This window comes from Actinomycetospora soli, from assembly GCF_021026295.1.
In the GTDB taxonomy this organism is placed as follows: domain Bacteria; phylum Actinomycetota; class Actinomycetes; order Mycobacteriales; family Pseudonocardiaceae; genus Actinomycetospora; species Actinomycetospora soli.
Map to the genome: position 1 here is coordinate 106396 of NZ_JAJNDA010000001.1, position 25023 is coordinate 131418.

Genomic DNA, 25023 nt, shown 5'->3' on the forward strand with positions numbered 1-25023 from the left:
GTGGTCCTCGCGCCCGGGCTCGTCCTCGTCGCCGGGCTCGCGGCGGGCCTGAAGGCCGTGACCGCGGGCGAGTCGCCCGCCACCCCCGCCGTCGAGACCCTCCGCCTGCTCGGCAAGCAACGGCGACGCACCCCGGACGACGACCCGGGGCTCGCGCGGGTCGGGCTGGCCCTGCTGCCGGTCGCCGCGGTCCTCGCGCTCGCCGTCGTCCCGCTCGGCGACCGGGCGCCGGTCGACCTCGACGTCGGGGTCGTCTGGTTCAACGCGATGGAGGTGGTGGCCTGGTTCGCCGTGTGGGTCGCGGGCTGGGGACCGAACGCGGTGACGAGCCTGGCCGGCGGCTACCGCGTCCTGCCGCTGGGCCTCGCCTACGAGGTCCCGCACATGCTCGCGATCATCACCCCGGCGATCGCGGCCGGTTCGCTGTCACCCGTGGCGATCGCCGCCGCCCAGCAGGACCTCTGGTACGCCGTGTGGATGCCGGCCGCGTTCGTGCTCTACCTCGTCTCCGTGGCCGCGATGGCCTTCTGGGGCCCGTTCGCGGCGCCGCTGGGCCGCGACCTCGCCGGGGGCGCCGCCGCCGAGCACGCCGGGCTCGACCGGCTGCTGCTGCTCGCCGGGCGCTGGATGCTCCTGACGGCGGCCGCGGCGATGGCCGTGCCGCTGTTCCTGGGCGGGGGCGCCCCGCCGCCGATCACCGGTCCGGATCCCTTCCCCGGCCTGCCCGCGCTGTGGTTCGGGGTGAAGCTCGCCGTCGTGCTCGGGCTCCTACTGGCCCTGCGCCGCGCCGTGCCGATGCTGCGGATGGCCCGGTTCGCGACCCTCGCGTGGGTCGTCCTCGTCCCCCTCGCGGTCGCGCAGGCGCTCGTCGTCACGCTCGTGGTGCTCGCGTGACCGCCCTGGTCGCCGTCGTCGGCGCCCTCGGGGCCGTCGCCGTGGTCACCGGGCTGCTCGTCTTCACGGTCAACTCGATGGCCCGCGCGACGTTCCTGCTGCTCGCGTCGTTCGTCGCCGTCGGCGCGGTGCTCATCGGGTTCGGCCTGGGCTACCTCGGGACCGTGGTGATCCTGATGATGACGATCGAGATGATGATCATGGTCGTCTTCATGGTGATGCTGATGATGAACCCGGCCGGTCTGATGCCGATGACGATGGTCCACAACCGCCGGGGCTCCTGGGCGATCGCCCTCGTCGTCTTCGGCCTCCTCACCACGGGGGTCTGGCTCGTGCCGTTCCCGACGCCGGGTCCTGCCGCGGTCGGGGATCCGACCCTCGCCCTCGGCGACGCGCTCATGGGCGGGCAGATGCTGACGATGATGACGCTCGGGCTCGCGCTGCTGGCCACGATCGTCGGGACGGTCGCGGTGGCGGTGAGCCGACGGTGAGCACGACGGAGCTCGTCCTGCGCCTCGCCCTCACCGCGGCCGCCGCCCTGATCGCCACCGGGCTGTACGGCGCGCTCTCCCAGCAGTCGGTCGTGATGATCATGATGGGCCTGGAGCTCGTGGTGAACGGCCTGCTCCTCGCCGCCGGGGCGTTCTGGTGGGCCGGCGGCGCCCCGGTGGTCGCAAGCGTGCTGATCGTCGTGCTCGTGACCGTCATGGCGGTCGAGATGGCGATGGGCTTCGCGGTGGCGCTCGCGCTCTACCGGGCCCGCCAGGTCGACCTCACCGACGACGCCGCGGAGCTCGCCGGATGACGCTGCTGCTGGCGCTGCTCCTCGCCGTCCCCGTGCTCGCGGGTCTCGTGCTGCTCGCCGCGTTCCCCCGCGCGACCGGGGCACCCGTCGTCGCGGCCGGGGGCGTCGCCGCGGTGGTCACCTCCGTGCTGGCGGTCGAGCTGGCGACCGCCCGACCGGTCGTCGGCGTCCCGGTGTTCGTCGTCCCCCTCGTCCCCGGGATCACCTTCACCTACGCCGTCGACGGCCTCGGCGCCGTGCTCGCGGTGACGGTCGCCGTCGTCGGGGCGCTGGTGCTGCTCGCGGCCGCCGGGGAGGAGCGCCTGCGGCGCGGCCGCTTCGTCGGCGCCGTACTGGTGTTCCTCGGCGCCATGCTGGCCACCGTCACCGCCGCAACGCTGCCCGCCCTGCTCGCGCCGTGGGAGGTCATGGGGGCCGCGAGCTGGGCGCTGATCGCCTTCGACCGCCGCGACCCCGCGGTCGGCCCCGCCGCCGGACGGGCCTTCCTGACGACGAGGTCGGCCGACGTCGGCCTCTACGTCGCCACCGGCGCCGCGCTCGCCGCGGGCGTGCCGGGTCTGGCGTTCGCCGAGCTCGCGGCGGCCGACCCCGCCTGGACCTCGCTGATCGCGGCCGGGCTCGTCGTCGCTGCCCTCGGCAAGTCGGCGCAGCTCCCGTTCTCCGGCTGGCTCTCCGGCGCCATGATCGGGCCGAGCCCGGTCTCGGCCCTGCTGCACTCGGCGACCATGGTCGCGGCCGGGGCCGTGCTGCTCCTGCGCTCCGCGCCGCTGCTGGCCACGACGGGCTGGGCGGCCACGACCGTCGCGTGGGCCGGGGCGCTCACCGCGGTGGTGCTGGGCCTGGTCGCGTGCTGCCAGCGGGACCTCAAGCAGCTCCTCGCCGCGTCGACGTGCTCGCAGGTCGGGCTCATGGTGCTGGGCGCCGGGGTCGGCGCGTCGGCCGGCGCGGCCGGGCTGCTCGTGGCCCACGCGGCCGTCAAGGCGCTGCTCTTCCTCGCCGCCGGCGGCTGGCTCGCCGTGCTGCGGACCCGGGCCCTGCCCGCCCTGCGCGGCGCGGCCCGGCGCCACCCGGCGGTGGGGGTGCCCTTCACCGTCGGCGCGGTCGCGCTCGCCGGGGTCCCGCCGCTGTCGCTCTGGTGGACCAAGGACGCCGTGCTCACCGGCATCCCGTTCGGCGAGGGCGGGCTGGCCGTCGCCGCGCTCCTCGCGACGGTGCTCTCCGCGGTCTCGGCCACCCGCGCCGCCTGGTTCGTGTGGCGGCCGGTGCGCTCGCCGTCGATCCGTCGCGGGGCGGAGCAGCCCGGCCGCGCCCGCCGGCACGTGCCGGTGGCCATCACCGCCGCGCTCGCGGTGCTCGCCGTGCCGGCCGCCGCGGTCGGCGCCGTCGGGGTGGCCGTCGGGCTCGTGCCCGGCGCCGACCCGGGCGAGCTCCTGACGACGGGCGTGGTCGTGCTCTTCGCCGCCGCGGCCACGTGGGCGCTGCACAGCCGCCCGGTCCGGCTCCGGTCGTCGCTCTGGGGTCGGGCGGCCGCCCGCGTGCGGGGCTGGCTGGGGCTCGAGGCGCTGACCGGACCCGTCGTCGGGACGCCCGTGCTGGCGCTCGCCGGGCTGCTCGACCGGGCGGACGCCGCGCTCGGCGCGGCGGTGCCGCGGGCGGCCGCGACGGTCCCCGTCCTCGCGCGCGGGGTGGAGCGCCACGGCGAGCGTCGGATCGCCGCCGCGGTCGACCGGTTCGCCACCGGCGTGCGCCGGCTCGGCGACCTCGCCCGCCGCCCGCAGACGGGACGGCAGCACCAGTACTACGCACAGGGGGTGATCGCGATCGGCGTGCTGGCGGCCGTGGCGGTGGTCGTGGTGTCGGCGGGGGTGCGCTGATGCTCACCGCGATGTGGGTCGCGCCGCTGGTGGTGGCGCTGCTGCTGGTGCCGGTGACGCGCCGCGAGGTGCTCCTCGGGGCGTGGACGGCGCTGGCCCTGCTCGAGGTGGTGCTCGCGGCCCTCGCGTGGTCCGGCGTCGGCGCCCCCGGCTACGCGCACGAGGTCGCGGTGCCGTGGATCCCGGCGTTCGGGGTCGGTTACCACGTCGGGCTGGACGGGCTGTCCGCGCCGCTCGTGGCGATGACGGCGCTCGTGTTCCTGGCGGTCGCGCTCTACTCGATGCGCGGCGACCCGGCGCAGGACGGCGACACCGACCCGCGCCGCACCCGCGGGTACGTCCTGCTGTTCCTGGGGCTCGAGGCGGTGTCGATCGGGCTCTTCGTCGCCCTCGACCTCGTGCTGTTCTTCGTGTTCTTCGACGTGTCGATCGTGCTCATGTACTTCGTCATCGCGGGGTGGGGCAGCGGCGCGCGGGCCCGCAGCGCGTTGCAGTTCTTCCTGTACACGTTCATCGGCTCGCTGGTGATGCTGCTCGGCTTCCTGTCGCTGGCCGTCGCAGCGCCCCGACCGACCTTCGACATCCCGACCCTCGCCGCCCTCGACCCCCTCGCCGGCCGCGGCGTGGCCGGGGTCCTCACGGTCGCCGCGATCGGGATCGGCCTCGCGATCAAGACGCCGGTGTGGCCGGTGCACACCTGGCTGCCGCCCGCGCACACCGACGCCCCCGCCGCCGGGTCGGCGGTGCTGGCCGCCGTCCTGCTGAAGATGGGGACCTACGGCTTCGTCCGGATCGCACTGCCGCTGCTGCCCGGGCCGTGGCGGTCGGTCGCGCTGGTCGCGGTGGTGCTCGGGGTGGTGTCGGTGCTGTGGGGCGCGCTCGTGGCGCTCGCCCAGCGCGACCTCAAGCGGATGGTCGCCTACACCTCGGTGAACCACATGGGCTACGTCCTGCTCGCCGTCGGCGCCGCCGGCTTCCTGACGGCGGGTCCGGAGGCCCGGGGCCTGGCGGTCACCGGTGCGACGGTGCAGATGGTGAGCCACGGCCTGATCACGGGGGCGTTGTTCCTCCTGGCCGGCGTGCTGCGGGAGCGGGGCGGGACCTCGGAGATCGCGGCCTGGTCGGGCGTCGCCGGACCCATGCCGCGGTTCTCCTGGACGTTCGCCGTGGCCGCGTTCGCGTCGCTGGGCCTGCCCGGCCTGTCCGGGTTCGTCGCCGAGTTCTCGATCCTCGCCGGGTCGCTCCCGGCCGTGCCGGTGGCCGCCGCGGTGGCCGCCCTCGGGCTGGCGGTGACGGCGGCCCTGTTCGTGCGGGCGCTGCAGTCGATGCTGCTGGGCGACCGGCACCTGCCGCGCGCGGCCGAGCGCGTGCCCCCGCGGACCGGGGCCTTCCGGCGGCCGGCGTCACCGGACCTGCGCATCACCCAGACCGCGGCCGTCGGGCTGCTGCTCGCGGCCTCGCTGGCGATCGGGCTGGCGCCCGGGCTCGTCACGGCGACGATCGCACCCGCCGCGGCCACCGTGGTGGACCTGGTGTCCCGGTGACCGCCGACGTCCTGACGCTCGCCCCGGAGGCCCTCGTCGCGCTGGGCGCCGTGCTGGGGCTGGCCGTCGGGACGTGGCTGCCGCCGGGGCGGGAGGGGGCGGTCCGCGGTCTCGGCGTGCTGTTCGCCGTGGCCGCGGCGGTGGTCGCGGTGGTGGGTCCGCGCGGCCCCGCGTTCGACGGCACGTACCTGGTGGACACGGCGACCACGGTGGTGCGCGTCGTGGTGGCGGGCGCCGTGGTGGTGACGCTGGTGCTGGCCGGTGACCGCCCGGACGTCAGCGGTGGGCCACGGCTGACGTCCGGCGGCAGCGGTGGGCCACGGCTGACGGGCGACGAGGCCGAGCCGACGACCGCCCGGGTCGACACCGCGTTCGCCGTCCTGCTCCAGCTCTCGGCCGTCGGCGCGATGCTGCTCGGCGGGGCGACCGACCTGCTGCTGCTCGCCGCCGCGGTCCTGCTCGCCGGGCTCCCCCTGGCCGCCCTGGCCGGGCTCGGACGCGACGGCCGGGCCACCGAGGCGGCGCTCAAGTACTTCCTGAGCTCGGCGCTGTTCGGCCTGCTCGCCCTCACCGGCACGACGCTGCTGCTCGGCCTGGCCGGCGCCACGGCGTACCCCGCGCTGGCGGGCCTGACCGGCCCCGCACCCGCCGTCGGGATGATCCTGGTCCTGGCCGGGCTCCTCATGGCGGCCGGTGCCGTGCCGGCCCACTTCTGGGTGCCCGACGCCGTGGACGGGACCTCGCCGGTGACCGGCGCGGTGCTCACCACGACCGCCAAGATCGGCGCGCTCGTGGCCGTCTGGCGGCTGGCCCTCGCCGTCCCGGCCGTGCCGACGCCGCTGCTCGTCGCGATCCTCGCCGTCGCGTCGATGACGCTGGGGAACCTCGCCGCGTTCGCCCAGACCTCGCTGCGCCGCCTGCTGGCGTACTCGACGGTCAGCCAGGTCGGCTACCTGCTCGTGCCGGTCGCCCTCGCGCGGGACACCGGGCTGGCGCTGCCGACCCTGCTCGGCTACCTCGCCGCCTACACCGTCACCAACCTCGCCGTGTTCGCGGTCCTCGCCGCCCGCCCGCACGCCCTCGAGATCGGCGAGCAGCGCGGCCTCGCCCGGCGCCACCCCGGCCTGGCCGTGGCGCTGGCGGTCGGGCTGCTCGGGCTCGTCGGGACCCCGCCGACGATCGTGTTCGCGGGCAAGCTCGGCGTGCTCACCGCGGCCCTCGACGGCGGTGCGGCGTGGCTCGGCGTCGTCGTGGTGGTCAACTCGATCGCGAGCCTCGTGTACTACCTGCGCTGGATCGCGCCCGTCTTCTCCGCCGGCGACCCGGTGCTGCGCGACCCGGTGGCGCCGCGGGCACGGGTGGTGGCGCTCGGGTTGGCGGTGCTGTCGGTGGTGGGGAGCGTGGCGCTCGTGCTCGTCCCCACCCTCTGATCCCCTCCACCTGGCAGCGAAGCGTCGTTGCTTGCATCCAGTGGCAGGAAAGCCACATCGTCACCGCTCGTGGACGACCATCTCGCCCTGAACCGCGCCAACTGGGACCAGCGCGCGGCCCTGCACGTCACCAGCCCCGACTACGCGGTGGACCGGCTCGTCGCCGACCCGACGGCGATCTCCGACGTCGTCGCCTTCGACCGCCCGCGGCTCGGCGACCTCACGGGTCTGCGCGGCGTGCACCTCCAGTGCCACATCGGCACCGACACGCTCTCGCTCGCCCGGCTCGGGGCGGAGATGGTCGGGGTGGATCTCTCCCCCGTGTCCGTCGACCACGCCCGGCGCACGGCCGAGCGCGCCGGCGTCCCGATCGAATACCTGGTCAGCGACGTGTACGCCGCCCCCGAGGCGCTGTCCGGCCGGACCTTCGACCTCGTCTACACCGGGATCGGAGCGCTGAACTGGCTGCCGAGCATCGAGCGCTGGGCCGACGTGGTCGTCGCCGTCCTCGCGCCCGGCGGCCGGCTCCTCCTGCGCGAGATGCACCCGGCGCTCGGCGCGATCGACGAGACCGTGCCGGGGCAGCTCGTCGTCGGCTACCCGTGGTTCGAGACGGTCGAGCCGCTGGTGTTCGACGACGCCACCACCTACGTGGCGGCCGAGGGCACTCTCACGGCCACCACCACGCACGAGTGGGCGCACGGCCTCGGCGAGCTGATGACCGCCCTGCTCGCCCGCGGACTGCGCGTCACCGCCTTCGAGGAGCACCGCAGCGTCCCGTGGGAGGCCCTGCCGGGGCGGATGCGCCGGGACGACGACGGCGAGTTCCGGCTCGTCGAGCACCCGGAGCGGCTCCCGCTCAGCTACACCCTGCAGGCCGTGGCCCCGGGACCTGCCAGTCGCGGGCCGGTGCCAGGCGCCCCCGGCCCGGCGTCGGGCTAGCGTCGCGGGCGTGATCACCGCCTTCGGCGCCCCGTTCGACCTCGGGCCCGGGTACCTGAACACGCCGTCGGTCGGCGTCCCGCCGCGCCCCGTCGTCGACGCGGTCCGCGCCTGGACCGACGACTGGGCGACCGGGCGCATCTCCGCACCCGCCATGGACGACCCGGTCGACGCCACGCGCACCGCCTTCGCGTCCCTCACCGGCTTCCCGACGACGGGTGTGGCCGTCGGTTCGGTCGTCTCCGGGCTGCTGGGGCCGGTCGCGGCGTCGTTCCCGGCCGGGACGCGCGTGCTCACGGCGGCCGGGGAGTTCACCAGCGTGAGCTTCCCGTTCGCCGCGTGCGGGCACGACGTCACCGAGGCCCCGGTCGCCGCGGTCGGGGCGCGGGCGGCCGAGTACGAGGTCGTGGCGGTGAGCGTCGCCCAGTCCGCCGACGGGGCCCTGGTCGACCTCGACGCCCTGCGCGCGTCGGGCGCCTTCGTCGTCCTCGACGCGACGCAGTCGCTCGGGTGGCTGCCGACCGACCTGTCGTGGGCCGACGTCGTCGTCGCGGGCGGGTACAAGTGGTTGCTCTCCCCGCGCGGGTGCGCCTGGGGCGCGTTCTCGGACCGGGCGCTCGACCGCGTGACGCCGAGCGCGGCGGGCTGGTACGCGGGCGAGGACCGGTGGAGCGCGGTCTACGGCCTGCCGCTGCGGCTCGCGGGCACGGCGCGCCGCCTGGACGTCTCGCCCGCCTGGTCGTCGTTCGCGGGTGCGGCCGTCGCGCTCCCCTGGCTCGCCGGGCTCGACCGCGCCGCCGTCCACGCCCACGGGGTCGGGCTCGCGGCGCGGCTGCGCGCGGGCCTGGGGCTGCCGGAGACCGGGTCGGCGATCGTGTCGATCCCCGGCGACCCGCAGCGGCTGCTCGACGCCGGGGTGCGGTGCGCCGCCCGCGCGGGCGCCACCCGGGTCGGGTTCCACCTGTACAACACCGACACCGACGTCGACCTGGTCCTGGACGCCCTGCGGTGAGACGGCGCCGCGAGCCGACGCAGGAGCGGTCCCGCGCGACCGTGGAGCGCATCCTCGTCGCGGCACGCGGGGTCCTGGCCGAGCGCGGCTACGCGGGCGCGAGCACGAACCGGATCGCGGCGGCCGCCGGGGTCGGCCCCGGCACGCTCTACCAGTACTTCCCGGACAAGGACGCGATCGTCGACCGCGTCGTCGCGGACGTGGCGCAGGAGATGGAGTCCCGCATCCTCGCGGCGTTCCTCGCGAGCCTGCGCGCCGAGGACACGGTGCGGGCGAACCTCGAGGCGCTGCTGGACGCGCTCGGCACGGACGCCGCGCTCCTGCGCACGGTCGCCGCACACGTCCCGGGAGTCCTCGAGGCCCGCCGACGGGAGTTCGCGGCCCGCGTCGACCAGATGGTCGCGGGCGTGCTGCTCGCCGAGTCCCGCGACCTGCCGGCCGCCACCGTGGCGTGGGTGCTCGTCCGCACGGTGGAACACGTCACCGTGAGCTGGGTCGTCGAGGCGCCGGACATCCCGCGCGAGACGGTGCTCGACGAGCTCACGGCGGTGATCGGCGGCTACCTGGCCCGTCGGCGCTGATCGGTGGGTGTCGTCACGGCCCACACCCCACCCGGCGTCGTGCGCTGCGGTGACGCCGTCGCGCGACGTGCCTCACCCGTCGTCGGGCAGGACCTCGGGCACCCTGGGGGTGCTCCCCGATCGTCTGGAGGTGCAAGGTGCGCACCCGAACCCGTCACGGGCACTCCGTGACCGAACTGCTGCTCAACGCCCGGTCGATCGTCCTGATCCGGCGCCGGGTCGGGCGTTACGACGAACTCTCCGACGCGGCGGTCAACGTCGTCTGCAACGGGCTGACGGGCGTGGCGGTGGACCCCGGGGCCGTGTCGGCCCCGTTGCGGCACGAGGCGACGGCGCTCGCCCACCGGATCGTCGACGACGACCACCCCGAGGACTCCCCGCTGTGGCCCGTGCCGGGGTGGGACCTGCCGGTCACCAGCTGGCTCCACCCCGACGACGGGCCACGTCCCCGGTCACTGGTCGCCTAGCGTCCACCCGATCGGCTCCGCCAGGTGCAGCGCCTCGCGCGGGCCCCAGGAGCCGGGCTCGTAGGAGTGCAGTGGGGCGGAGCCGTCGAGGGCGGCGCCCGCGGCCTCCCAGACCTCCTCGAGCCCGTCGGGGCGGGTGAACAGCGTCCGGTCGCCCAGCAGGATGTCGTGGATCAGGCGCACGTAGGGCGGCAGCGGGTCGCCGCCGCGCACGTCGTGCAGCGGGATCGTCGTCCACTGCGTGGTCAGCTCCGACTGGCTGCCGGGCAGCTCGATGTTCATCGACAGCGCCAGCTCGCCGTCGCCGGAGAGGTCGAAGCGGATGACGTTGCCGCGGGGCGGGATGTCGGCGCACGCCGGGTTCCCGTCCTCGCCGGCCGGGCAGTACGGGCCGCCCTGCGGGTCGCGCATCACGAGCGACACCTTCTGGTGGCTCTCGGCCATCATCTTGCCGGTGCGCATGAGGAACGGGACGTCGCGCCAGCGGTCGGTGTCGACGAACATGCGCGCGGCCACGAAGGTCTCGGTGTCCGAGTCGTCGGCCACGTCGTCGATGTCGAGGTAGCCGTCGAACTGGCCGCGGACCACGTCGTCGGCGGTCAGCGGGCGGAAGGCCTTGACGGCGTCCGCGCGGGCCTGCGCGATGTCGTCGGACGCGAGGCTCGTCGGCGGCTCCATCGCGATCTCGGCCGCGACCTGGAACAGGTGCGTGACGAGCATGTCGAGCACGGCCCCGGTGGCGTCGTAGAACTCGGCGCGGTCGGCGACGTCGAGGGTCTCCGGCACGTCGATCTGCACGGCGGCCACGTGGTGGCGGTCCCAGCTCGTGCCGAACAGACCGTTGGCGAAGCGCAGCGCGCGCAGCTGCTGGGTCGCCTCCTTCCCGAGGAAGTGGTCGATCCGGTAGACGTACGCCTCGTCGTAGACCCGGTGCACGGCCTCGTCGAGCTCGCGGAAGCTCTCCAGCGAGGTGCCGAACGGCTTCTCGTAGACCACGCGCGAGCGCTCCGCGAGCCCGTGCGCCCCGAGGGCGTCGGTGGTCGGCCCGAACGCGGTGGGCGGGACGCCGAGGTAGTGGACCCGCTGGACCGTGGAGGGGTCGCCCCCGCCCAGTTCCTGCTCGGCCCGGGCCACCCGGTCGACCAGCTGGCCCGGGTCGTCGACCGAGAACCCGTCGCTCGCGAAGTGCAGGCGGGCGGCGAAGTCCTCCCAGGGCCCGTCGTCGGGCTTCGGGCCGAACTCGTCGAGCTTCTCCCGGACGTGGGCGCGGAAGTCGTCGTCGGAGAGCTTCCGCCGACCGCTGCCGATCAGCTGCCACGACGGGGGCAGGAGCTTCTCCTGGGCGAGCCGGAAGAACGCCGGCAGCACGAGCCGCGCCGCGAGGTCACCGCTCGCGCCGAACAGGACGAACACGGTGGGCGGGGTGTCTCCGGGATCGGTCACGTGATCCTGCTTCCCCCGCCGACGCGCGGTTGACACGTCGCCGGGCGCACGGCCCCCCACGTGTCGCGCGGCCGGGCCGGTGATCGTGCCGGGCGCGACGTCGCCCGCCGTCGCGCCCGGCATGATCAGTTGCCTAGCGCGCCGGGGTGCCCGACCCGTCGTCGGGACGGACCGGACGCGCGTCCGGGGCCGGTTCGGACACCCCGCAGTGCGAGCACTCGTGCACCCGGAAGCGCGCCGACGGCCGCAGCAGCAGGGCCGTGAGCAGCGCGGCACCCAGCAGCAGGCAGGCCGCGATGACGACGGCCCGGTGGTAGCCCGCCGAGAAGGCCACCGGGTCGGTGTAGTCCGCCCCGGCGATGCCCGCCGCGGCCGGGATCACGGCGACGGCGAGCAGGTTCGCGGCGCGGGCGACGGCGTTGTTCACCCCGGAGGCGACGCCCGCGTGGCGGTCGTCGGCGGCGTCGAGCACGGTCGCGGTCAGGGGCGCGACGGTCGCCGCGAGGCCCAGCGCGAAGATCAGGACCGCGGGCAGCACCTCGGTCCAGTACGACGCCCCGGGCCCGACGCGCAGGAGCAGCAGCATCCCGCCGGCGGCGACGACCAGGCCGACCGTCATGGGCACGCGCGGGCCGATCCGGGTCGCGAGCCGTCCGGCGCGGGCGGAGAGCAGCAGCATCACGAGGGTGATCGGCAGCGTCGAGAGCCCCGCACCGAGCGGCGAGAACCCGGCGACCACCTGCAGCTGCAGCACCAGCAGCACGAACAGCACGCCGAGCGCGGCGTACATCAGCAGCGTCACGACGTTGAGGGCGCTGAACCGCGGGTTGGCGAACAGGTCCGGCGGCACCAGCGGCGAGCGCGAGCGGCGCTCCATCACGACGAAGGCGACGAGCGCGACCACTCCTGCGACACCCGTCGTCACGACGGCGGGGGAAGCGCCGACGGCCCCGGCCTCGGTCAGCGCCCAGGTGACCGCGCCGAGCCCGAGCAGGGCGAGAACCGTGCCGGGGAGGTCGAGGTGCGCCACGGCGGAGGGGTCCTTCGACTCCGGCACGTGCCGCACCGCCGCCGCCACCACGACGGCGGCCACCGGCAGGTTCACGAGGAAGACCGCCCGCCAGTTCCACTCCACGAGCCAGCCACCGACGAACGGGCCGACGGCGCCCGCGACCCCGGCGAGGCCGGACCAGGCGCCGATCGCGGCCGCGCGGTCCTCCCCGCGGAAGGACGCGGAGATCAGGGCGAGCGACCCCGGCGTCAGGAGGGCGCCGCCGACACCCTGCAGGGCGCGGGCCGCGATGAGCACCTCCACCGAGGGCGCGAGCCCGCAGAGCGCGGACGCGACGGCGAACCAGACGACCCCCACGAGGAAGATCCGACGACGGCCGAACCGGTCGCCCAGCGAGCCGCCGAGCAGGATGAACCCGGCCAGGGTCAGCGTGTAGGCGTTGATCGTCCACTGGAGGTCGGCGAACTCGGCGTCGAAGTCCGACCCGATGCGCTCGAGCGCGACGTTGACGACCGTCGAGTCGAGCATCGCGAGGCCCGACCCGAGCACCGTCGTCGCCAGCACCCAGCGCCCCGCCGGGGTGCGCATCCGCAACTCGGTCGTCACAGGGGCCCACGCTACGGTCAGCGGCACTGTGCTCGAACCACTCGGTGACCTCACCGCCGACCAGACCCAGGTGGCCCTCGTCGTCTGCGCCGGCCTGGTCGCCCTGCTCGTCATCGCCTTCGACAGCACGTGGCGGATCGCCCGCAACGTGGTGACGATCGCGCACGAGGGCGGGCACGCCCTGGTGGCGATCGCGACCGGGCGCACCATGACCCGGATCCGGCTGCACTCGGACACGTCGGGCGTGACGCTGTCGAAGGGGCGCCCGACCGGGCCCGGGATGGCGTTCACCGCCTTCGCCGGCTATCCGACCCCACCCCTGCTGGGCCTGGGCGCGGCGGCGCTGGTCGCGGGCGGGGCGGTCCCGACGATGCTGGGCCTGGCGATCATGGTCCTGCTCGGCACGCTCGTGCTGATCCGGAACCTGTTCGGCGTGGTGTCGGTGGTGCTGACCGGGGCCGTCGTCGCGCTGGTGATCGCCTACGGGTCGGTCACCTGGCAGTACGCGTTCGCCTGCTTCGTGACGTGGTTCCTCATCGTCGGCGGGCTGCGGACGGTCGTCGAGATGGCGCAGAAGCGCTCACGGCTGCAGCGACGGGGCGCCCCGACGTCCGACCCCGACCAGGTCGAGCACCTCACCGGCATCCCCGCCGGGGCGGTCGTCGCGATGTTCGCGCTCATCGGCGTGATCTCGTTGATCCTCGCGGCGAACCTGCTGCTCGCCTGGCCGCCCCTGCCGTGAGCTACCGGTCCGCGAGCACGCAGTCGGCGCAGGTCCCGCCGCCGGGCACCTGGTAGAAGAGGCAGCACGTCCGGCGGGCGAACCCGATCCCGGTCGGGTGCCCGGGCTCGGGCCGGAACTCCCCCAGGTCGGCCAACGGCGGATTCCCGACGACGGCCCGGGCCACCTCGGTCGCCCGGGCGCCGGCCGCGGGGCGGTCGGTGAGGATCATCCGGAGAGCGCCACCCACCGAGGACGCGACGTTCCCCCACAACACCTGGTCGGACACCGACGCCTGGGCCCCGATCGCCGTGAGGACGGGCCGCAGGGTGCGCGCGATCTCGGCGGTCGCGCTGACGGCGAGGTCGTCCTGCCGGTCGACGGCCTCGGGCGCGTCGAGCCACAGCGGGGCCGGACCACCGGCCCAGGGACGCCAGTGCAGGCGGTCGTGCAGGCGGGGGACGACGCCGTGCAGGGCGGCGGCGCCGAGCACGAGCCCGGTGATCCGGGCGGACACCGAGAGGCCCAGCAGGGAGCCGGCGACCCGCCGGGAGGCGCCGAGCTGCTCGGCGACGGCGTCGATGCGGGTGTCGAGAACCTCGCCGGCGAACTCCGGCAGCGGCCGCCAGGACGGGTCGGCCCCCTCGACCGGGCCGGTGACGAGGACGAAGAACCCGCCGAGGGTGTCGACGTCGGCGAGGGCGTCGGCGGCCGTCGGGGTCGGTGCCATGTGGCCATGCTCCCGGAACCACGTCGTGATGGGTGTCGGTGGTGTTCGTTAGATTCGGCGCATGCTCGAGTCCGGTCTGCGCTTCGCGTTCGCCTTCCTGCCGGCGGGCGTCGCCGTCGTCGTGGGGCTCGTCCTGGCGATCCAGCGGCGTCGGGTGCAGCCCGACGTGTCGACGCCGGCCATCTGGGGGCTCGGGCTCCAGCTCGTGGCGATCGTGGCCGGCGCGCTGGTCAACGTCATCCCGTCCTCGATCGTGCAGGGCGGCGGGGACCCGTCGACGGCCCTCACGGTGGCCACGGTGATCGCCCTCGTGGTCGCGGCCCTCACCGTCGTGTCCTGGGTCCTCATCCTCACCGCGCTCTTCCGCCGGCTGCCCTCCGCCACGAACGCCGACGCGCCGACCACCGCGGTGCCCACCCCTCCCCCGGGCTTCACGCCCGAGCCGTTCGCCGACGACGCGCCCACCGGGCGGCACGCCCTGCTCGACGAGCACGGCCAGCAGGTGGTCGCCCAGGCCGGGGTCCGGCTGTCCCCGCAGACGGCGGGGCTCGCCGCGGGGGCCGGTGTCGTGGGCGCGGCCGGTCTCGGGGCGGCCGCGGCGACGTCGGGCCCGATCCCGTCCGGGCCGGCGGCGCCGGAGCACGGCGCGGACCTGCCGACCGAGGCGGTGCCGATCGTGGGCCGCACCTCCGGTGCGAGCAATGCGTCACTGCCGGCACCCGGTGACGGGGAATCCGGCACCGTCGACCAGGCCGACCCCGGGCCCGCCGGGGTCGACGAGGCCGCCGTCGGCGGGACGCCCACCGGGGCCGAGCCCGACGACCCCGCCGCTCCGTCCGGTCCCGCCCAGGTCGCGCAGCCGACCCCTTCGCCCCTGGTCCCGTCCGATCCCGGGCCCGCCGGGGTCGACGAGGCCGCCGTCGGTGGCACGCCGACCGCGGCCGACCCGGTCCCCGACGAGGGCGACACCGACCTCACGCCCGTGCCCGACGCCGGGCGCGCAGCCGACGGTGTGACTGCGGCCGCCGAGGTCGACGTCGACGAGGCGGCGGTCGGTGGCACCCCGACCACGGCCGACACCGAGGCGGACACGTCGTCGGCCGACGGGCCGACGCGGACCTCGACGTCGGGCCCGGCGCAGACCGGACCGGCGGCGGCGCCCGCACCGTCCCGGCCCTCGCCGCGCCCGCAGCCCTCGGCGCCGTTCCCGGCCGCCTCCGGGTCGTCCGCCGAGCCGTCGGCCGCCCCGTCGTCGGGGCCACAGCCTGCGGTCGCGCCGTCCGGCCCGCAGCCCGAGGTCGCGCCGTCGTCGGGCCCGCAGTCGCCCGCCCCGTCGTCGGGCCCGCAGTCGCCGGCCTCGCCGTCGGGTCCGCAGCCCGCGGTCGCCCCGGCCGCGAGCTCGCCCGCCCCGGGCCCGCAGTCGGCGGACACGTCGTCGTCCTTCGCGCCGCCCGCGCGTCCGACGCCGCGCCCGCAGCCCGCGCCCACCGCCGCGTCGGGCGGCTCCGGCACTCCCGCCTCCGCCGGCCCGCGCCCGGAGACAGCCACGCCCGACCGCGAGGAGCCCACCGACCCGCCGTCGGGCAGCACCCCGGCGAGCCACCCCGGCCTGGCGGGCACCATGCGCTCGCCGCGTCCGGCGCCGTCGACGAGTGGATCCGACCTGTTCACCCCGTCGGCGCCGATCCCGGAGGTCGCGGACGAGGCCGTCGGCGGCACGCCGGCACAGCCGCAGGAGGCACGAGAGGCGCGGGAGGCGCGGGAGGCGCGGACGCCGCAGAGCCGGTCGTCGCGTGCGCCCGTGGCGGGCTGGTTCGAGCCGGTGACCGACGGGGCCGCCGACGGCTTCGGCTCGGAGAACCGCGACAACTGATCCGCGCGCACCCCGCGACGCGCTCGGCGTCCGGGTGGCACGGCCGTCCGACGGGCACCGTCGCGACGGCCGGGCCGAGCCCCCGCTCCCCGCCGCACGTGAGTGCCGGCAGCCGCCCCGCCGGGCGCGCGAGCAGTCAGCCGAACAGGGTCGGCGAGCCGAGACCCTCGAGGTCGAGCAGCGCGCGCTTGCGCTCCATCCCGCCGCCGTACCCGGTCAACGACCCGTTCGCCCCGATCACGCGATGGCACGGCACGACGATGCTGACCGGGTTCTTCCCGTTCGCGAGGCCGACCGCCCGCACCGCCGTGGGCGCACCGATCGCCTCCGCGAGCTCCCCGTAGGTCCGGGTCTCGCCGAACGGGATCGTGCGCAGCGCCGACCACACGCGGGACTGGAACTCGGTCCCGCGCAGCACCACGTCGACGGTGAACTCCCGCAACTGCCCGTCGAAGTAGGCGCCGAGTTCCTCGCGGGCGGCGGGCACGGCGTCGTCCACCCGCTCCCCCAACGCGCTGACGGACGGACCGTGTCGGTGGTCGGTCATGTACAGCCCGGATAGCACGCCGTCGTCAGCCCGCAGGGTCAGCGGGCCGAGCGGGCTGTCCATGATCGAGTACGTCACGGCCATGAGGACATCGTCCCGGCGGGCGGAGGGGGTCGCCACGGCCACCCCTGGGCGCACACGCCCGGCCGGTGCGACAGGTCAGCCGTGCCCGGGGGTCACGGGGCTGTCCACCGCTCCTCGGGACGTCGGCGAAGCGCAGTGCTCCTCGTGGTCGGCGTGCTCGGGCGTCTCGATCTGCAGCGTCGAGTGGTCCAGGCCGAAGCGGTCGCGCAGCGCCGTGGCGGCCCGGTCCAGCACGCTGGAGGGACCCGAACCCTCGCAGTGCGGGGTCGTCCCGTCGTCGACGACGAGGTGGGCCGACGCAGCCGGGGTGCGGTCGGAGATGACCCAGACGTGCAGGTCGTGGACCTCGAGCACGCCCGGGACCGCGAGGAGGGCCGCGCGGACCTCCTCGACGTCGACCCCGGGCGGGGCACCCTCGAGCAGGACGTGCGCGGTCGTCGAGAGCAGGGCGACGGTGCGCGGGACGAGGATCGCGACGATCACCAGGGAGGCCACGACGTCGGCGTAGGGCCAGCCGGTCAGCAGGAGCACGCCCGCGGCCACCATCACCGCCACCGACCCGAGCGCGTCGCCGAGGACGTGCAGCGCCGCACCGCGGACGTTGAGCGAGCCGCTCCCACCGGAGAGCACGGCGAGCGAGACGAGGTTCCCGACGAGGCCGACCGCACCGAACACGAGCAACGCCAGTCCCGGCACCTCGGGCGGGGAGTCGGCGAACAGGCGCTCCACCGCCTCGACCGCGACCCACACCGTGACGGCGAGCAGGGCCAGGGCGTTCACCGCGGCGCCGAGCACCTCGCTGCGCCCCAGCCCGAACGTGCGGCGGGCACTCGGCGGACGCTGCGCGAGTCGGGCGGCCACGACGGCCGTGACGAGCGCTGCCACGTCGGTCACCTGGTGGCCGAGGTCGGCGAGCAGCGACAGCGACCCGGTGACCCAGGCCCCCACGGCGCCCGACACGAGCACGAGTGCGGTGATCACCAGGGCGACCGTGAGCCGACGCCCGTCGGCACCCGCCCCGTGCCCATGGCCGTGACCATGTCCGTGCCCGTGACCCTGCCCCATGACCCGAACGATACATGCATGCATGCGCATGTGGTGGTTGTGGTGCGTCACGACCCGCCCTCCTGCGATCCGCTGCATCACCCTTTCGTGATCGTTTCGTTACCGTCGGTGTGACTGCATCCGCGGTCGCGTCAGAACACCGGGGGAAGGACGCACCGATGGGTAAGCACAGGATCCGACTGGGACGACGGACGGTGGCCGCACTCGCGGCAACCGGGGCTCTGGTGATCGGCGGGACCTCCGCCGCCCTGCTCGGGACCGGGAGCGCCGCGCCGCTCGACCTGCTCCCGATCGCGACGCCGGCGAACACGACCTACGTGCTGCCGGACCTCGACCCGTTCGAGCCCGGTGACATCCGCGGCGGCGGGAAGGCCGAGGTGTCGGACGAGTACGGCGCCCCCGCCGGAGGCGGAACGGCATCGCTGCGTCTGTCCACGCCCACCGGCTCCGACAAGGTGGCCTACTACGAGCTCGTCTCGGGTGCCGACGCCGATCTGGAGAACTGGATCGCGGCCGGGGCGTACTCCGCCTATCAGGGCGCCGCCGACAACCCCGACCAGTTCCCGAGCCTCCAGCTCGCCGTCGACCCGACAGGGGCCGGTGGCTTCGCCACCCTCTTCTACGAGCCGATCTACAACCCCGGCGCCAGCACCGCGCCGAACCAGTGGAACCGCTACCTGGCAGGCGCCGGCAGATGGTGCTCGACCAAGCCGATCGAGAACGTCATCGACGCGTCCCAGACGTTCTGTTCGAACGACGGCGCCAAGCCGCTCGCCGACTACGTGGCGGCAGCACCGAATCTGGTGGTGCAGGCCGTCACGATCAATCAAGGCAGCGGGAACCCGGGCCTCGAGTCGGCGGTCGACCTCGTCACGACGCCGACCACGACCTATGACTTCGAGCTGACGAAGCCCACCACCCCTGTCGACCCGACCACGCCCACCACCCCGCCGACCACCGGGCCCGACAACGGCAACGGCAACGGCGGGAACAACGGCAACGGCGGGAACCACGGCAACAACGGCGGCGGCCACGGCAACAACGGCGGCGGCCACGGCAACAACGGCGGCGGCCACGGCAACAACGGCGGCGGCCACGGCAACAACGGCGGTGGCCAGGGGAACGGCGACGACCACTGCGTCTGCGGCTGACCGGCCTCCCGCGTCGCGAGGGGCGCACCGCGCAGGTCCGACGACGACGTCGGAGCCCGTCCGGTGTGCCCCTCGTGGACCGAGGCGGACCGTAGGGTGCCGCCCGTGAGCGTCATGGACCTCGCCCGGGACGAGCGCGCCGAGTTCGCCGACCTGCTCGAGGGCCTCTCGCCGGAGCAGTGGGAGGCACCGAGCCTCTGCGCGGGCTGGACGGTGCGCGAGGTCGTCGCCCACGCGATCAGCTACGACGAGCTCTCCTGGTCCGAGGTCGGCCGTCGACTCGTCCGCGCGGGTGGCAACCCGGACGGCGCCAACGCGCTCGGCGTGGACGAGTACGGGCGGCGCACGCCGGACGAACTCGTCGCCCTCCTCCGTGCCCACCTGACCCCGCGGGGTCTGACCGCGGCCATGGGCGGGCGCATCGGACTGGTCGACGGGCTCATCCACCAGCAGGACGTCCGGCGCCCGCTCGGTCTGCCGAGGTCGATCCCCGAGGAGCGGCTCCGTCCGGCGCTGACCCTGGCGTTGTTCGCCCCGCCGATCCGTGGCGTCCTGCGCGTCCACGATCTCCGGCTCGAGGCCACGGACATCGCCTGGTCGTCCGGTCCCCTCACCCGTCGGCGCGGCACGGTGCGGGGGACGGCCGAGGCCCTCGTGATGGCGATCGCGGGACGTCGTGTCGCCGACGACCTCGAGGGCGACGGGGTCCCGCTCCTCGCCCCACGCCTCGGGTGACCGGTCGGGACGAGAGCGTCGGCCCGGAGTCGGAGCTGCGGTCCGGTCGCACAGTCGCCGGCTCAGCTCGAGCACCAGCTCGTCCTCGGACGCGGGCCACGTCCCACGGTTCCCCGTCCGCGAAATCCGTCGCGACCCGTCGTCGGGAACGGTTGGCTGGTGGTGTGGCCGTCACCTTCCGCCCCGTGACGGCGGACGACTTCCCGCTGATCGGGCGCTGGTTGGCCGAGCCGCACGTGGCGCGGTGGTGGGTGCACGACCCGAGCCCGGCGGCGGTCGACCGGGACTTCGGCCCGACCCTGCGCGGCGAGGAACCGGCGGAGGACCTGATCGCCGAACTCGACGGCCGACCGGTCGGCCTGTGCCAGCGCTCGTTCTGGCACGCCTATCCGGACGAGGTCGAGGAGTTCGCGGACCAGATCGACGTCCCGACCGACGCGATGACGATCGACTACCTCGTCGGCGACCCGGTCGACGTCGGGCACGGCCTCGGGACGGAGCTGATCCGCGCGCTCGCCGCCGACACCTTCGCCGCGCATCCGGACTGCGGCCTGCTCCTCGTGCCCGTCGTCGCCGGGAACCCCGCATCGTGGCGGGCGCTGGAGAAGGCCGGGTTCCGGTTCGTCGGTGAGGCGCTCGCGGCGCCCGACAACCCCGTCGACCCGCCCGAGCACCGCGTCTACCGCCTCGACCGGGTTACCGGTCAGCGTTCGACCTCCCCGGGCTCCACGAGGCCCGACTCGTAGGCGAGCACGACCGCCTGCACCCGGTCACGCAGGTCGAGCTTGCGGAGCAGTCGGTTCACGTGGGTCTTCACCGTGCCCTCGCTGAGGAAGAGGGTCCGCGCGATCTCCGAGTTCGAGAGGCCGCGCGCCACGAGCCGCAGGACTTCGGACTCGCGGTCACTGATCCGCGTGAGCACGTCCCTGTCGGCGGTAGCGGGAGACGGTCGCGAGACGAAACGTTCGACCAGCCGTCGAGTGATCGACGGGTCCAGGAGCGACTCCCCAGCCGCGACGACGCGCACGGCGTGCACCAGGTGCTCCGGCGGAGAGCTCTTGAGCAGGAAGCCACCGGCACCGGCGCGCAGCGCGTCGTAGACATGGGCGTCCTGGTCGAAGGTGGTGAGCATCAGCGCCCGCGTGCCCGCCGACGACCGGACGATCCGGCGCGTGGCCTCGAGGCCGTCGAGGCGCGGCATGCGGACGTCCATGAGCACCACCGCCGGCCGGAGATCGACGACGAGCCGGACGGCCTCCGCACCGTCGGCCGCCTCGCCCACGACGACGAGATCGCCCTGCGCCTCGAGGATCATCCGGATTCCGCCGCGGACGAGGGCCTCGTCGTCCGCGACCACCACGTCGATCACACCGGGACACCGATGCGGGGCAGGCGCGCACGCACCACCCATCCCCCGCCCTCCCGCGGACCGGCGACGAGCTCGCCGTCGAACACCGCCACCCGCTCGCGCATGCCGATCAAACCGAGTCCGGAGCCGCGCGTGTCGGTCCCGCCTCCGCCTCCGTGCCCGCGATCGTCGACCTCGACCGACACCTCGTCCGGTGCGTAGTGCAGTCGGACCACCACGTCCTCCCGCGGCCCGTGCCGCAGTGCGTTGGTCAACGCCTCCTGCACGATGCGGTGCACGGTGAGCGCGAGGCTGGCCGGGATGTCGTCGTCGCGGCCGAGGGTCACGATCGTGACGGGGAGGCCGCCCGCGCGGGTGCGCTCGACGAGCTCCGCGACACCGGTCCCCTGCGGCCCGCCGTCCGATCCGTCCGACGGGCGGAGCAGTCCGAGCAGTCGGTGCATGTCGTCGAGGGAACGGCGCCCGTTGTCCTCGACGGCCAGGAGGGCCGCCGTCACGGCGGGCTGATCGTCGCTCAGGACCTGTCGGGCCGCGCCGGCCTGGAGCGTCATGACGCTGATGCCGTGGGCGACGACGTCGTGGAGCTCCCGCGCGATCCGCGCCTGCTCCCTCCGGACCGCTTCGCGCGCGTGTTCCTCCTGGTCGCGAACCGCCACGGCGGCCTCCACCCGGAGCTGTTCCGCGTGCCGGCGCCACCGGCGAGCTCCTCGGCCGAGGCCCCAGATCCCGAGGAAGATCGCGGCGTTCCCGAGGAGATCGCCGACGCTGGATTCCTCCCAGAACAGGACGTCGTAGACGTGCACGCCGATCAGCACCCCGACCAGCCCGACCCATGCCGCCACGGGCTCGCAACGCAGGGCCACCGAGTGCGTGACGATCATCAGCGCGAGGAAGCCCCCGACGGCCGATGCGGCGCCGAGGGGCGTCTGAACGGCCATGGCCGCGGCACACGCGAGCGCGGCCCCGAGCGGGGTGATCCGTCGTAGGCCCACCGCGAACGTCGCGACCAGGAAGGTGAACCGCTGGGCCCACTCGGGTCCCTCGAGGGTCTCGGCGAATGAGAGCTCGACCTGCGTGGCCACGGTGAGGACGAGGGCGAGCAGCCCGTCGACGACCGGGGCCGGCACCCGGTCCCAGCGCTCGGTCATGAGCGGACGCTAGCCGGACGCGGGAACGCCCGTCATCCATCCGAGGTGGTACCCGCCCACATCCCGGGGTGGACGGCACCACCCCGTAGGCCGCCCGGCCCGTGCCCGTCGGGGGACGTCGACACCGGTCCGCGATTCCTAGCGTCGATGCGTCCAGCCCACCGGCCGAAGGAGCTGCCATGACCACCGCGACGACCACTCCTGCACTGCCCGCCCGGCTCGCCCTCGGAGCCGGCGCCCTCCTCCTCATGTGGACCGCCGACGTCGTCGGACTCCTGATCGGACCGGAACACCGGGTCGACGGGGGCGATCTCGTCGGGATCGCCGTCATGACCGCGGTCGCCGTCGCGGCGTGGGCCGTCGTCCTCCTCCTGGCCCGCGAGCCCGACGCCGGGAACCGGTCGGCCACGGGCGCCGTCGTCATCGGGGCCCTCGGCAGCCTCGGCTGCGTCGTCTTCTGGACCGGCGTCCCCCTGGTCCTCGGCATCGGGGCCGTGCTGCTCGGTCGACTCGCGACCACCCGCGCCGAGCAGGGAGCAGGCCGCGGGAGGCTCGCCCGCGCCGGCCTCGCCCTCGGGGTCCTCGCGCTCGTGCTCTGGCTGGGGGCCTTCGTATTCGTCCAGGACTGGTGACGCCGTCGCTCCCCCCGCCCGCGCACTAACATGCGCCGGTGCCCGAGAACCCCTGGCTCGCCGTCACCGGAGGCACCGCCGGACCCGGCTACGCGGAACGATTCGCGACGATGGCGGCGGAGGGCGCCGACCTGCACGGCGAGGCCCGGCGGGTCCACGAGCTGCTCGGCGCATGCCCCGGCGACGTGCTCGACGCCGGGTGCGGGACGGGGCGGGTCGCGATCCACCTCGCCGAGCTCGGCCACCGCGTGGAGGGCGTCGACCTCGACGCCTCGATGCTCGACGAGGCCCGCGCCGCGGCCCCGCACCTGGCATGGCACCTGCGCGACCTCACGACCCTCGACCTCGGCCGGCGCTTCGACCTCGTCGTCGGCGCCGGCAACCTCTGGCCGCTGCTCACGCCGGGGACGCACGCCCGCGTGATCGCCCGCCTGGCGTCGCACCTGCGGCCGGGCGGCCTGCTCGTGCTGGGGTTCGGGCTCGACGACGAGCACGTCCCGTTCACCCTGCCCGACGACGTGCCGTTCCCCGACCTGCACGCCTACGACACGGCCGCCGTCGGCGCCGGCCTGCAGCTGCTCATACGCACCGCGGACTGGGACGGCACCGAGCCGTACACCGGCGGCGGCTACGCGGTGAGCGTCCACCGCCGAGGGAGCACCACCCCGTGAACGGCCTCGCCCTGCTGATCGTCCTCGTCGTCTCGCTGGCCGTCACCGCCCTCGCCGACCGTTTCCGCGTCTCGTCGCCGCTGCTCCTGGTGCTGGTCGGCCTCGTCCTCTCATTCGTCCCGGGCATCCCCAACGTGCCCCTCGACCCCGACCTCGTCCTCTTCCTCGTCCTCCCGCCGCTGCTCTACTCGGCCGCGCTGGAGTCCTCCGCACTGCGCATCCGGGAGAACCTCAACCGGATCGGCCAGCTCGCCTTCGGGCTCGTCATCTTCACGACGGCGGTCGTCGGTCTCGTCGCGTGGTGGGTCGTCCCGGGCCTCCCGCTCGCGAGCGCGCTCGTCCTCGGGGCCGTGGTGGCGCCCCCGGACGCGGTCGCCGCCGCCTCGATCGGGCGCCGACTCGGGCTCAACCGCCGCATGATGACCGTCCTCGAGGGCGAGAGCCTGCTCAACGACGCGACCGCGCTGACCCTGTTCCGGGTGCTGCTCGCCGTCGCGCTCGGCACCGGCGCCTCGCTGTGGGAGGGCATCGGCGAGTTCGTCCTGGCCGCCGCGGGCGGGATCGTCATCGGGGCCGTCGCGGGCTGGGTGATCCACCGCGTGCGCCTGCGGCTGGGCGACTCGTCGCTGGAGAGCGCGGTCGGACTCGTCGTCCCGTTCGCGATCTACCTGCTCGCCGAGGACCTGCACGCCTCCGGGGTGCTCGCCGTCGTGATCGCCGGGCTCTACCTCGGGCACAAGTCGAACGAGGGCGGCTTCGCGACCCGCATCCAGGACCAGGCCGTCTGGAAGGCCCTCGACCGCCTGCTCGAGGCCCTCGTGTTCGCCCTGATCGGGCTGCAGCTCGCGGTCGTCGTCGCGGACCTGCGGATCTCGTTCGGGGTCGTGGCCTGGGCGTCGGTGGCCGTCCTCGCGGCGACGATCCTCGCCCGCTTCGTCTGGATGTTCCCGACGATCTACCTGCCGCGCCTCCTGCCGAAGGTCCGGGCGCGGGGTCCCGCGATGCCCGTCCGGGTGCCCGTGGTGCTGTCCTGGGCCGGGATGCGCGGCGTGGTGACGCTGGCCGCGGCGTTCACCATCGACCCGCGGATGCCGGGCCGGGACATCGTGCTGTTCCTGGCGTTCGTCGTCACCGTCGGCACCCTGCTCCTGCAGGGCCTGAGCCTGCCGTGGGTCATCCGCCGGCTCAACGTCTACGACACCGGCGCCCAGGCCGACACCCTCAAGGAGGCCGCGGCGAAGCAGGCGGCCGCCGAGCACGCGTTGGCCCGCCTCGAGGAGCTGACCGGCGTCGACGGCGACCGCACGCCCGGCCACGTCACCGACCAGCTGCGGTCCTGGGCCGAACAGCGCTCGAACGGCGCCTGGGAACGGCTCGGACGTCCCGCCGAGGAGATCGGCGAGTCGCCCTCGGTCGCCTTCGTCCGGCTGCGCCGCGCCATGCTCGACGCCGAGCGCGAGACCTTCGTCCGCTTCCGCGACATGGGCCGACTCGAGGAGACCGCCATGCGCGAACTGCTCCGCGAGCTGGACTACGAGGAGGCCATGCTCGATCGCTGATCCTTCCCGACGACGGGTCCTGCCGCTCCGGTCGCTCCGGGCCTCACGGAACACCCGGTCCACCGACCGACGACCCGGCCGAACCCGACGCGTCCCGCACACACTGTGTGCGCCGCGCGCGGGATTCA

General features: G+C 75.0%; 25 protein-coding genes. 18 read left to right on the forward strand and 7 right to left on the reverse strand.

The genetic code is table 11. The features are described from left to right. The 10 genes from LN037_RS00565 (at position 1) to LN037_RS00610 (ending at position 9549) form a co-directional block, all read left to right on the forward strand. On the forward strand, positions 1 to 894 hold the full coding sequence (locus LN037_RS00565; RefSeq protein WP_230748818.1) for an NADH-quinone oxidoreductase subunit H: 894 nt from the start codon (positions 1 to 3) through the stop codon (positions 892 to 894). Then, entirely contained in the window at positions 891 to 1385 is a 495-nt protein-coding gene (locus tag LN037_RS00570) for an NADH-quinone oxidoreductase subunit J (RefSeq protein WP_230748820.1), read from the forward strand. Before LN037_RS00565 ends, LN037_RS00570 begins: the two co-directional genes overlap by 4 nt. After that, a complete protein-coding gene (locus LN037_RS00575; protein ID WP_230748821.1) occupies positions 1382 to 1699 on the forward strand; it encodes an NADH-quinone oxidoreductase subunit NuoK in 318 nt (105 codons plus the stop codon). Before LN037_RS00570 ends, LN037_RS00575 begins: the two co-directional genes overlap by 4 nt. Further along, positions 1696 to 3573 carry a proton-conducting transporter transmembrane domain-containing protein gene (locus LN037_RS00580; protein ID WP_230748823.1) on the forward strand — a complete coding sequence of 626 codons (1878 nt, stop codon included), beginning with the start codon at positions 1696 to 1698 and terminating at the stop codon, positions 3571 to 3573. The genes LN037_RS00575 and LN037_RS00580 overlap by 4 nt, the downstream gene beginning before the upstream one ends. After that, positions 3573 to 5117: a complex I subunit 4 family protein gene (locus LN037_RS00585; protein WP_230748825.1), complete on the forward strand. Its 1545-nt coding sequence runs from the start codon at positions 3573 to 3575 to the stop codon at positions 5115 to 5117. Before LN037_RS00580 ends, LN037_RS00585 begins: the two co-directional genes overlap by 1 nt. Beyond that, positions 5114 to 6547: an NADH-quinone oxidoreductase subunit N gene (locus LN037_RS00590; protein ID WP_230748827.1), complete on the forward strand. Its 1434-nt coding sequence runs from the start codon at positions 5114 to 5116 to the stop codon at positions 6545 to 6547. Before LN037_RS00585 ends, LN037_RS00590 begins: the two co-directional genes overlap by 4 nt. Before the next feature lie 69 nt (positions 6548 to 6616). Beyond that, positions 6617 to 7489 carry a class I SAM-dependent methyltransferase gene (locus LN037_RS00595; protein ID WP_230748828.1) on the forward strand — a complete coding sequence of 291 codons (873 nt, stop codon included), beginning with the start codon at positions 6617 to 6619 and terminating at the stop codon, positions 7487 to 7489. A gap of 10 nt (positions 7490 to 7499) precedes the next feature. Then, the gene (locus LN037_RS00600) at positions 7500 to 8501 is read left to right on the forward strand and encodes an aminotransferase class V-fold PLP-dependent enzyme (protein ID WP_230748830.1); all 1002 of its coding nucleotides are present in this window, start codon (positions 7500 to 7502) and stop codon (positions 8499 to 8501) included. Beyond that, positions 8498 to 9082: a TetR/AcrR family transcriptional regulator gene (locus tag LN037_RS00605; RefSeq protein ID WP_230748832.1), complete on the forward strand. Its 585-nt coding sequence runs from the start codon at positions 8498 to 8500 to the stop codon at positions 9080 to 9082. The genes LN037_RS00600 and LN037_RS00605 overlap by 4 nt, the downstream gene beginning before the upstream one ends. A gap of 167 nt (positions 9083 to 9249) precedes the next feature. Then, positions 9250 to 9549 (forward strand): hypothetical protein, encoded by a 300-nt coding sequence (locus LN037_RS00610; RefSeq protein ID WP_230748833.1) that lies wholly within the window; start codon positions 9250 to 9252, stop codon positions 9547 to 9549. On the opposite strand, the gene LN037_RS00615 is transcribed toward LN037_RS00610, so the two are convergent. Next, on the reverse strand, positions 9535 to 10992 hold the full coding sequence (locus tag LN037_RS00615; RefSeq protein WP_230748835.1) for a glucose-6-phosphate dehydrogenase: 1458 nt from the start codon (positions 10990 to 10992) through the stop codon (positions 9535 to 9537). The genes LN037_RS00610 and LN037_RS00615 overlap by 15 nt on opposite strands. Positions 10993 to 11125: 133 nt before the next feature. After that, on the reverse strand, positions 11126 to 12592 hold the full coding sequence (locus LN037_RS00620; RefSeq protein ID WP_255692798.1) for an MFS transporter: 1467 nt from the start codon (positions 12590 to 12592) through the stop codon (positions 11126 to 11128). Between the two features lie 46 nt (positions 12593 to 12638). On the opposite strand from LN037_RS00620, the gene LN037_RS00625 reads away from it, so the two are divergent. After that, positions 12639 to 13352, forward strand: coding sequence for a M50 family metallopeptidase (locus tag LN037_RS00625; protein WP_230748840.1), 714 nt, complete (start codon positions 12639 to 12641; stop codon positions 13350 to 13352). Position 13353: 1 nt separating this feature from the next. On the opposite strand, the gene LN037_RS00630 is transcribed toward LN037_RS00625, so the two are convergent. Beyond that, the gene (locus tag LN037_RS00630) at positions 13354 to 14061 is read right to left on the reverse strand and encodes a (2Fe-2S)-binding protein (protein ID WP_230748841.1); all 708 of its coding nucleotides are present in this window, start codon (positions 14059 to 14061) and stop codon (positions 13354 to 13356) included. Between the two features lie 61 nt (positions 14062 to 14122). On the opposite strand from LN037_RS00630, the gene LN037_RS00635 reads away from it, so the two are divergent. Further along, on the forward strand, positions 14123 to 15934 hold the full coding sequence (locus LN037_RS00635) for a hypothetical protein (protein WP_230748843.1): 1812 nt from the start codon (positions 14123 to 14125) through the stop codon (positions 15932 to 15934). A 136-nt stretch (positions 15935 to 16070) separates the two neighbouring features. Here LN037_RS00635 and LN037_RS00640 read toward each other — a convergent pair whose 3' ends face one another. Beyond that, positions 16071 to 16565, reverse strand: coding sequence for a methylated-DNA--[protein]-cysteine S-methyltransferase (locus LN037_RS00640; RefSeq protein WP_305058201.1), 495 nt, complete (start codon positions 16563 to 16565; stop codon positions 16071 to 16073). A gap of 75 nt (positions 16566 to 16640) precedes the next feature. Next, positions 16641 to 17660, reverse strand: coding sequence for a cation diffusion facilitator family transporter (locus LN037_RS00645; protein WP_308286091.1), 1020 nt, complete (start codon positions 17658 to 17660; stop codon positions 16641 to 16643). A gap of 128 nt (positions 17661 to 17788) precedes the next feature. On the opposite strand from LN037_RS00645, the gene LN037_RS00650 reads away from it, so the two are divergent. From LN037_RS00650 to LN037_RS00660, 3 genes are all read left to right on the forward strand, one after another. Then, positions 17789 to 18781 carry a hypothetical protein gene (locus tag LN037_RS00650; RefSeq protein WP_230748847.1) on the forward strand — a complete coding sequence of 331 codons (993 nt, stop codon included), beginning with the start codon at positions 17789 to 17791 and terminating at the stop codon, positions 18779 to 18781. Positions 18782 to 18895: 114 nt separating this feature from the next. After that, positions 18896 to 19516, forward strand: a complete 621-nt coding sequence (locus LN037_RS00655; protein ID WP_230749487.1) for a maleylpyruvate isomerase family mycothiol-dependent enzyme — start codon at positions 18896 to 18898, stop codon at positions 19514 to 19516. A 185-nt stretch (positions 19517 to 19701) separates the two neighbouring features. Next, positions 19702 to 20262 (forward strand): GNAT family N-acetyltransferase, encoded by a 561-nt coding sequence (locus LN037_RS00660; protein ID WP_230748849.1) that lies wholly within the window; start codon positions 19702 to 19704, stop codon positions 20260 to 20262. Here the strand turns inward: LN037_RS00660 and LN037_RS00665 are convergent. Both LN037_RS00665 and LN037_RS00670 read right to left on the reverse strand, forming a co-directional pair. Then, positions 20220 to 20885, reverse strand: a complete 666-nt coding sequence (locus LN037_RS00665; RefSeq protein WP_230748851.1) for a response regulator — start codon at positions 20883 to 20885, stop codon at positions 20220 to 20222. The two genes, LN037_RS00660 and LN037_RS00665, sit on opposite strands and share 43 nt — an antisense overlap. After that, positions 20882 to 22033: a sensor histidine kinase gene (locus tag LN037_RS00670; protein WP_230748853.1), complete on the reverse strand. Its 1152-nt coding sequence runs from the start codon at positions 22031 to 22033 to the stop codon at positions 20882 to 20884. The genes LN037_RS00665 and LN037_RS00670 overlap by 4 nt, the downstream gene beginning before the upstream one ends. 179 nt (positions 22034 to 22212) lie before the next feature. On the opposite strand from LN037_RS00670, the gene LN037_RS00675 reads away from it, so the two are divergent. Genes LN037_RS00675 through LN037_RS00685 form a run of 3 tightly spaced genes read left to right on the forward strand, consistent with a single transcriptional unit; the run spans position 22213 to position 24895 of the window. Then, a complete protein-coding gene (locus tag LN037_RS00675; RefSeq protein WP_230748855.1) occupies positions 22213 to 22665 on the forward strand; it encodes a hypothetical protein in 453 nt (150 codons plus the stop codon). Between the two features lie 38 nt (positions 22666 to 22703). After that, positions 22704 to 23336: a class I SAM-dependent methyltransferase gene (locus LN037_RS00680; protein ID WP_230748857.1), complete on the forward strand. Its 633-nt coding sequence runs from the start codon at positions 22704 to 22706 to the stop codon at positions 23334 to 23336. Beyond that, a complete protein-coding gene (locus tag LN037_RS00685) occupies positions 23333 to 24895 on the forward strand; it encodes a Na+/H+ antiporter (protein WP_230748859.1) in 1563 nt (520 codons plus the stop codon). Before LN037_RS00680 ends, LN037_RS00685 begins: the two co-directional genes overlap by 4 nt. The last annotated feature ends 128 nt before the right edge of the window (positions 24896 to 25023 follow it).

Bases quoted from the DNA above. Each gene is read 5' to 3' on its own strand.
- LN037_RS00580 (WP_230748823.1), top strand. From the start codon at position 1,696: ATGACGCTGCTGCTGGCGCTGCTCCTCGCCGTCCCCGTGCTCGCGGGT.
- LN037_RS00620 (WP_255692798.1), bottom strand. From the start codon at position 12,592: ATGCGCACCCCGGCGGGGCGCTGGGTGCTGGCGACGACGGTGCTCGGG.
- LN037_RS00650 (WP_230748847.1), top strand. From the start codon at position 17,789: ATGGGTAAGCACAGGATCCGACTGGGACGACGGACGGTGGCCGCACTC.
- LN037_RS00670 (WP_230748853.1), bottom strand. From the start codon at position 22,033: ATGACCGAGCGCTGGGACCGGGTGCCGGCCCCGGTCGTCGACGGGCTG.
- LN037_RS00585 (WP_230748825.1), top strand. From the start codon at position 3,573: ATGCTCACCGCGATGTGGGTCGCGCCGCTGGTGGTGGCGCTGCTGCTG.
- LN037_RS00675 (WP_230748855.1), top strand. From the start codon at position 22,213: ATGACCACCGCGACGACCACTCCTGCACTGCCCGCCCGGCTCGCCCTC.
- LN037_RS00655 (WP_230749487.1), top strand. From the start codon at position 18,896: ATGGACCTCGCCCGGGACGAGCGCGCCGAGTTCGCCGACCTGCTCGAG.
- LN037_RS00640 (WP_305058201.1), bottom strand. From the start codon at position 16,565: ATGGCCGTGACGTACTCGATCATGGACAGCCCGCTCGGCCCGCTGACC.
- LN037_RS00635 (WP_230748843.1), top strand. From the start codon at position 14,123: ATGCTCGAGTCCGGTCTGCGCTTCGCGTTCGCCTTCCTGCCGGCGGGC.
- LN037_RS00645 (WP_308286091.1), bottom strand. From the start codon at position 17,660: ATGCGCATGCATGCATGTATCGTTCGGGTCATGGGGCAGGGTCACGGG.
- LN037_RS00630 (WP_230748841.1), bottom strand. From the start codon at position 14,061: ATGGCACCGACCCCGACGGCCGCCGACGCCCTCGCCGACGTCGACACC.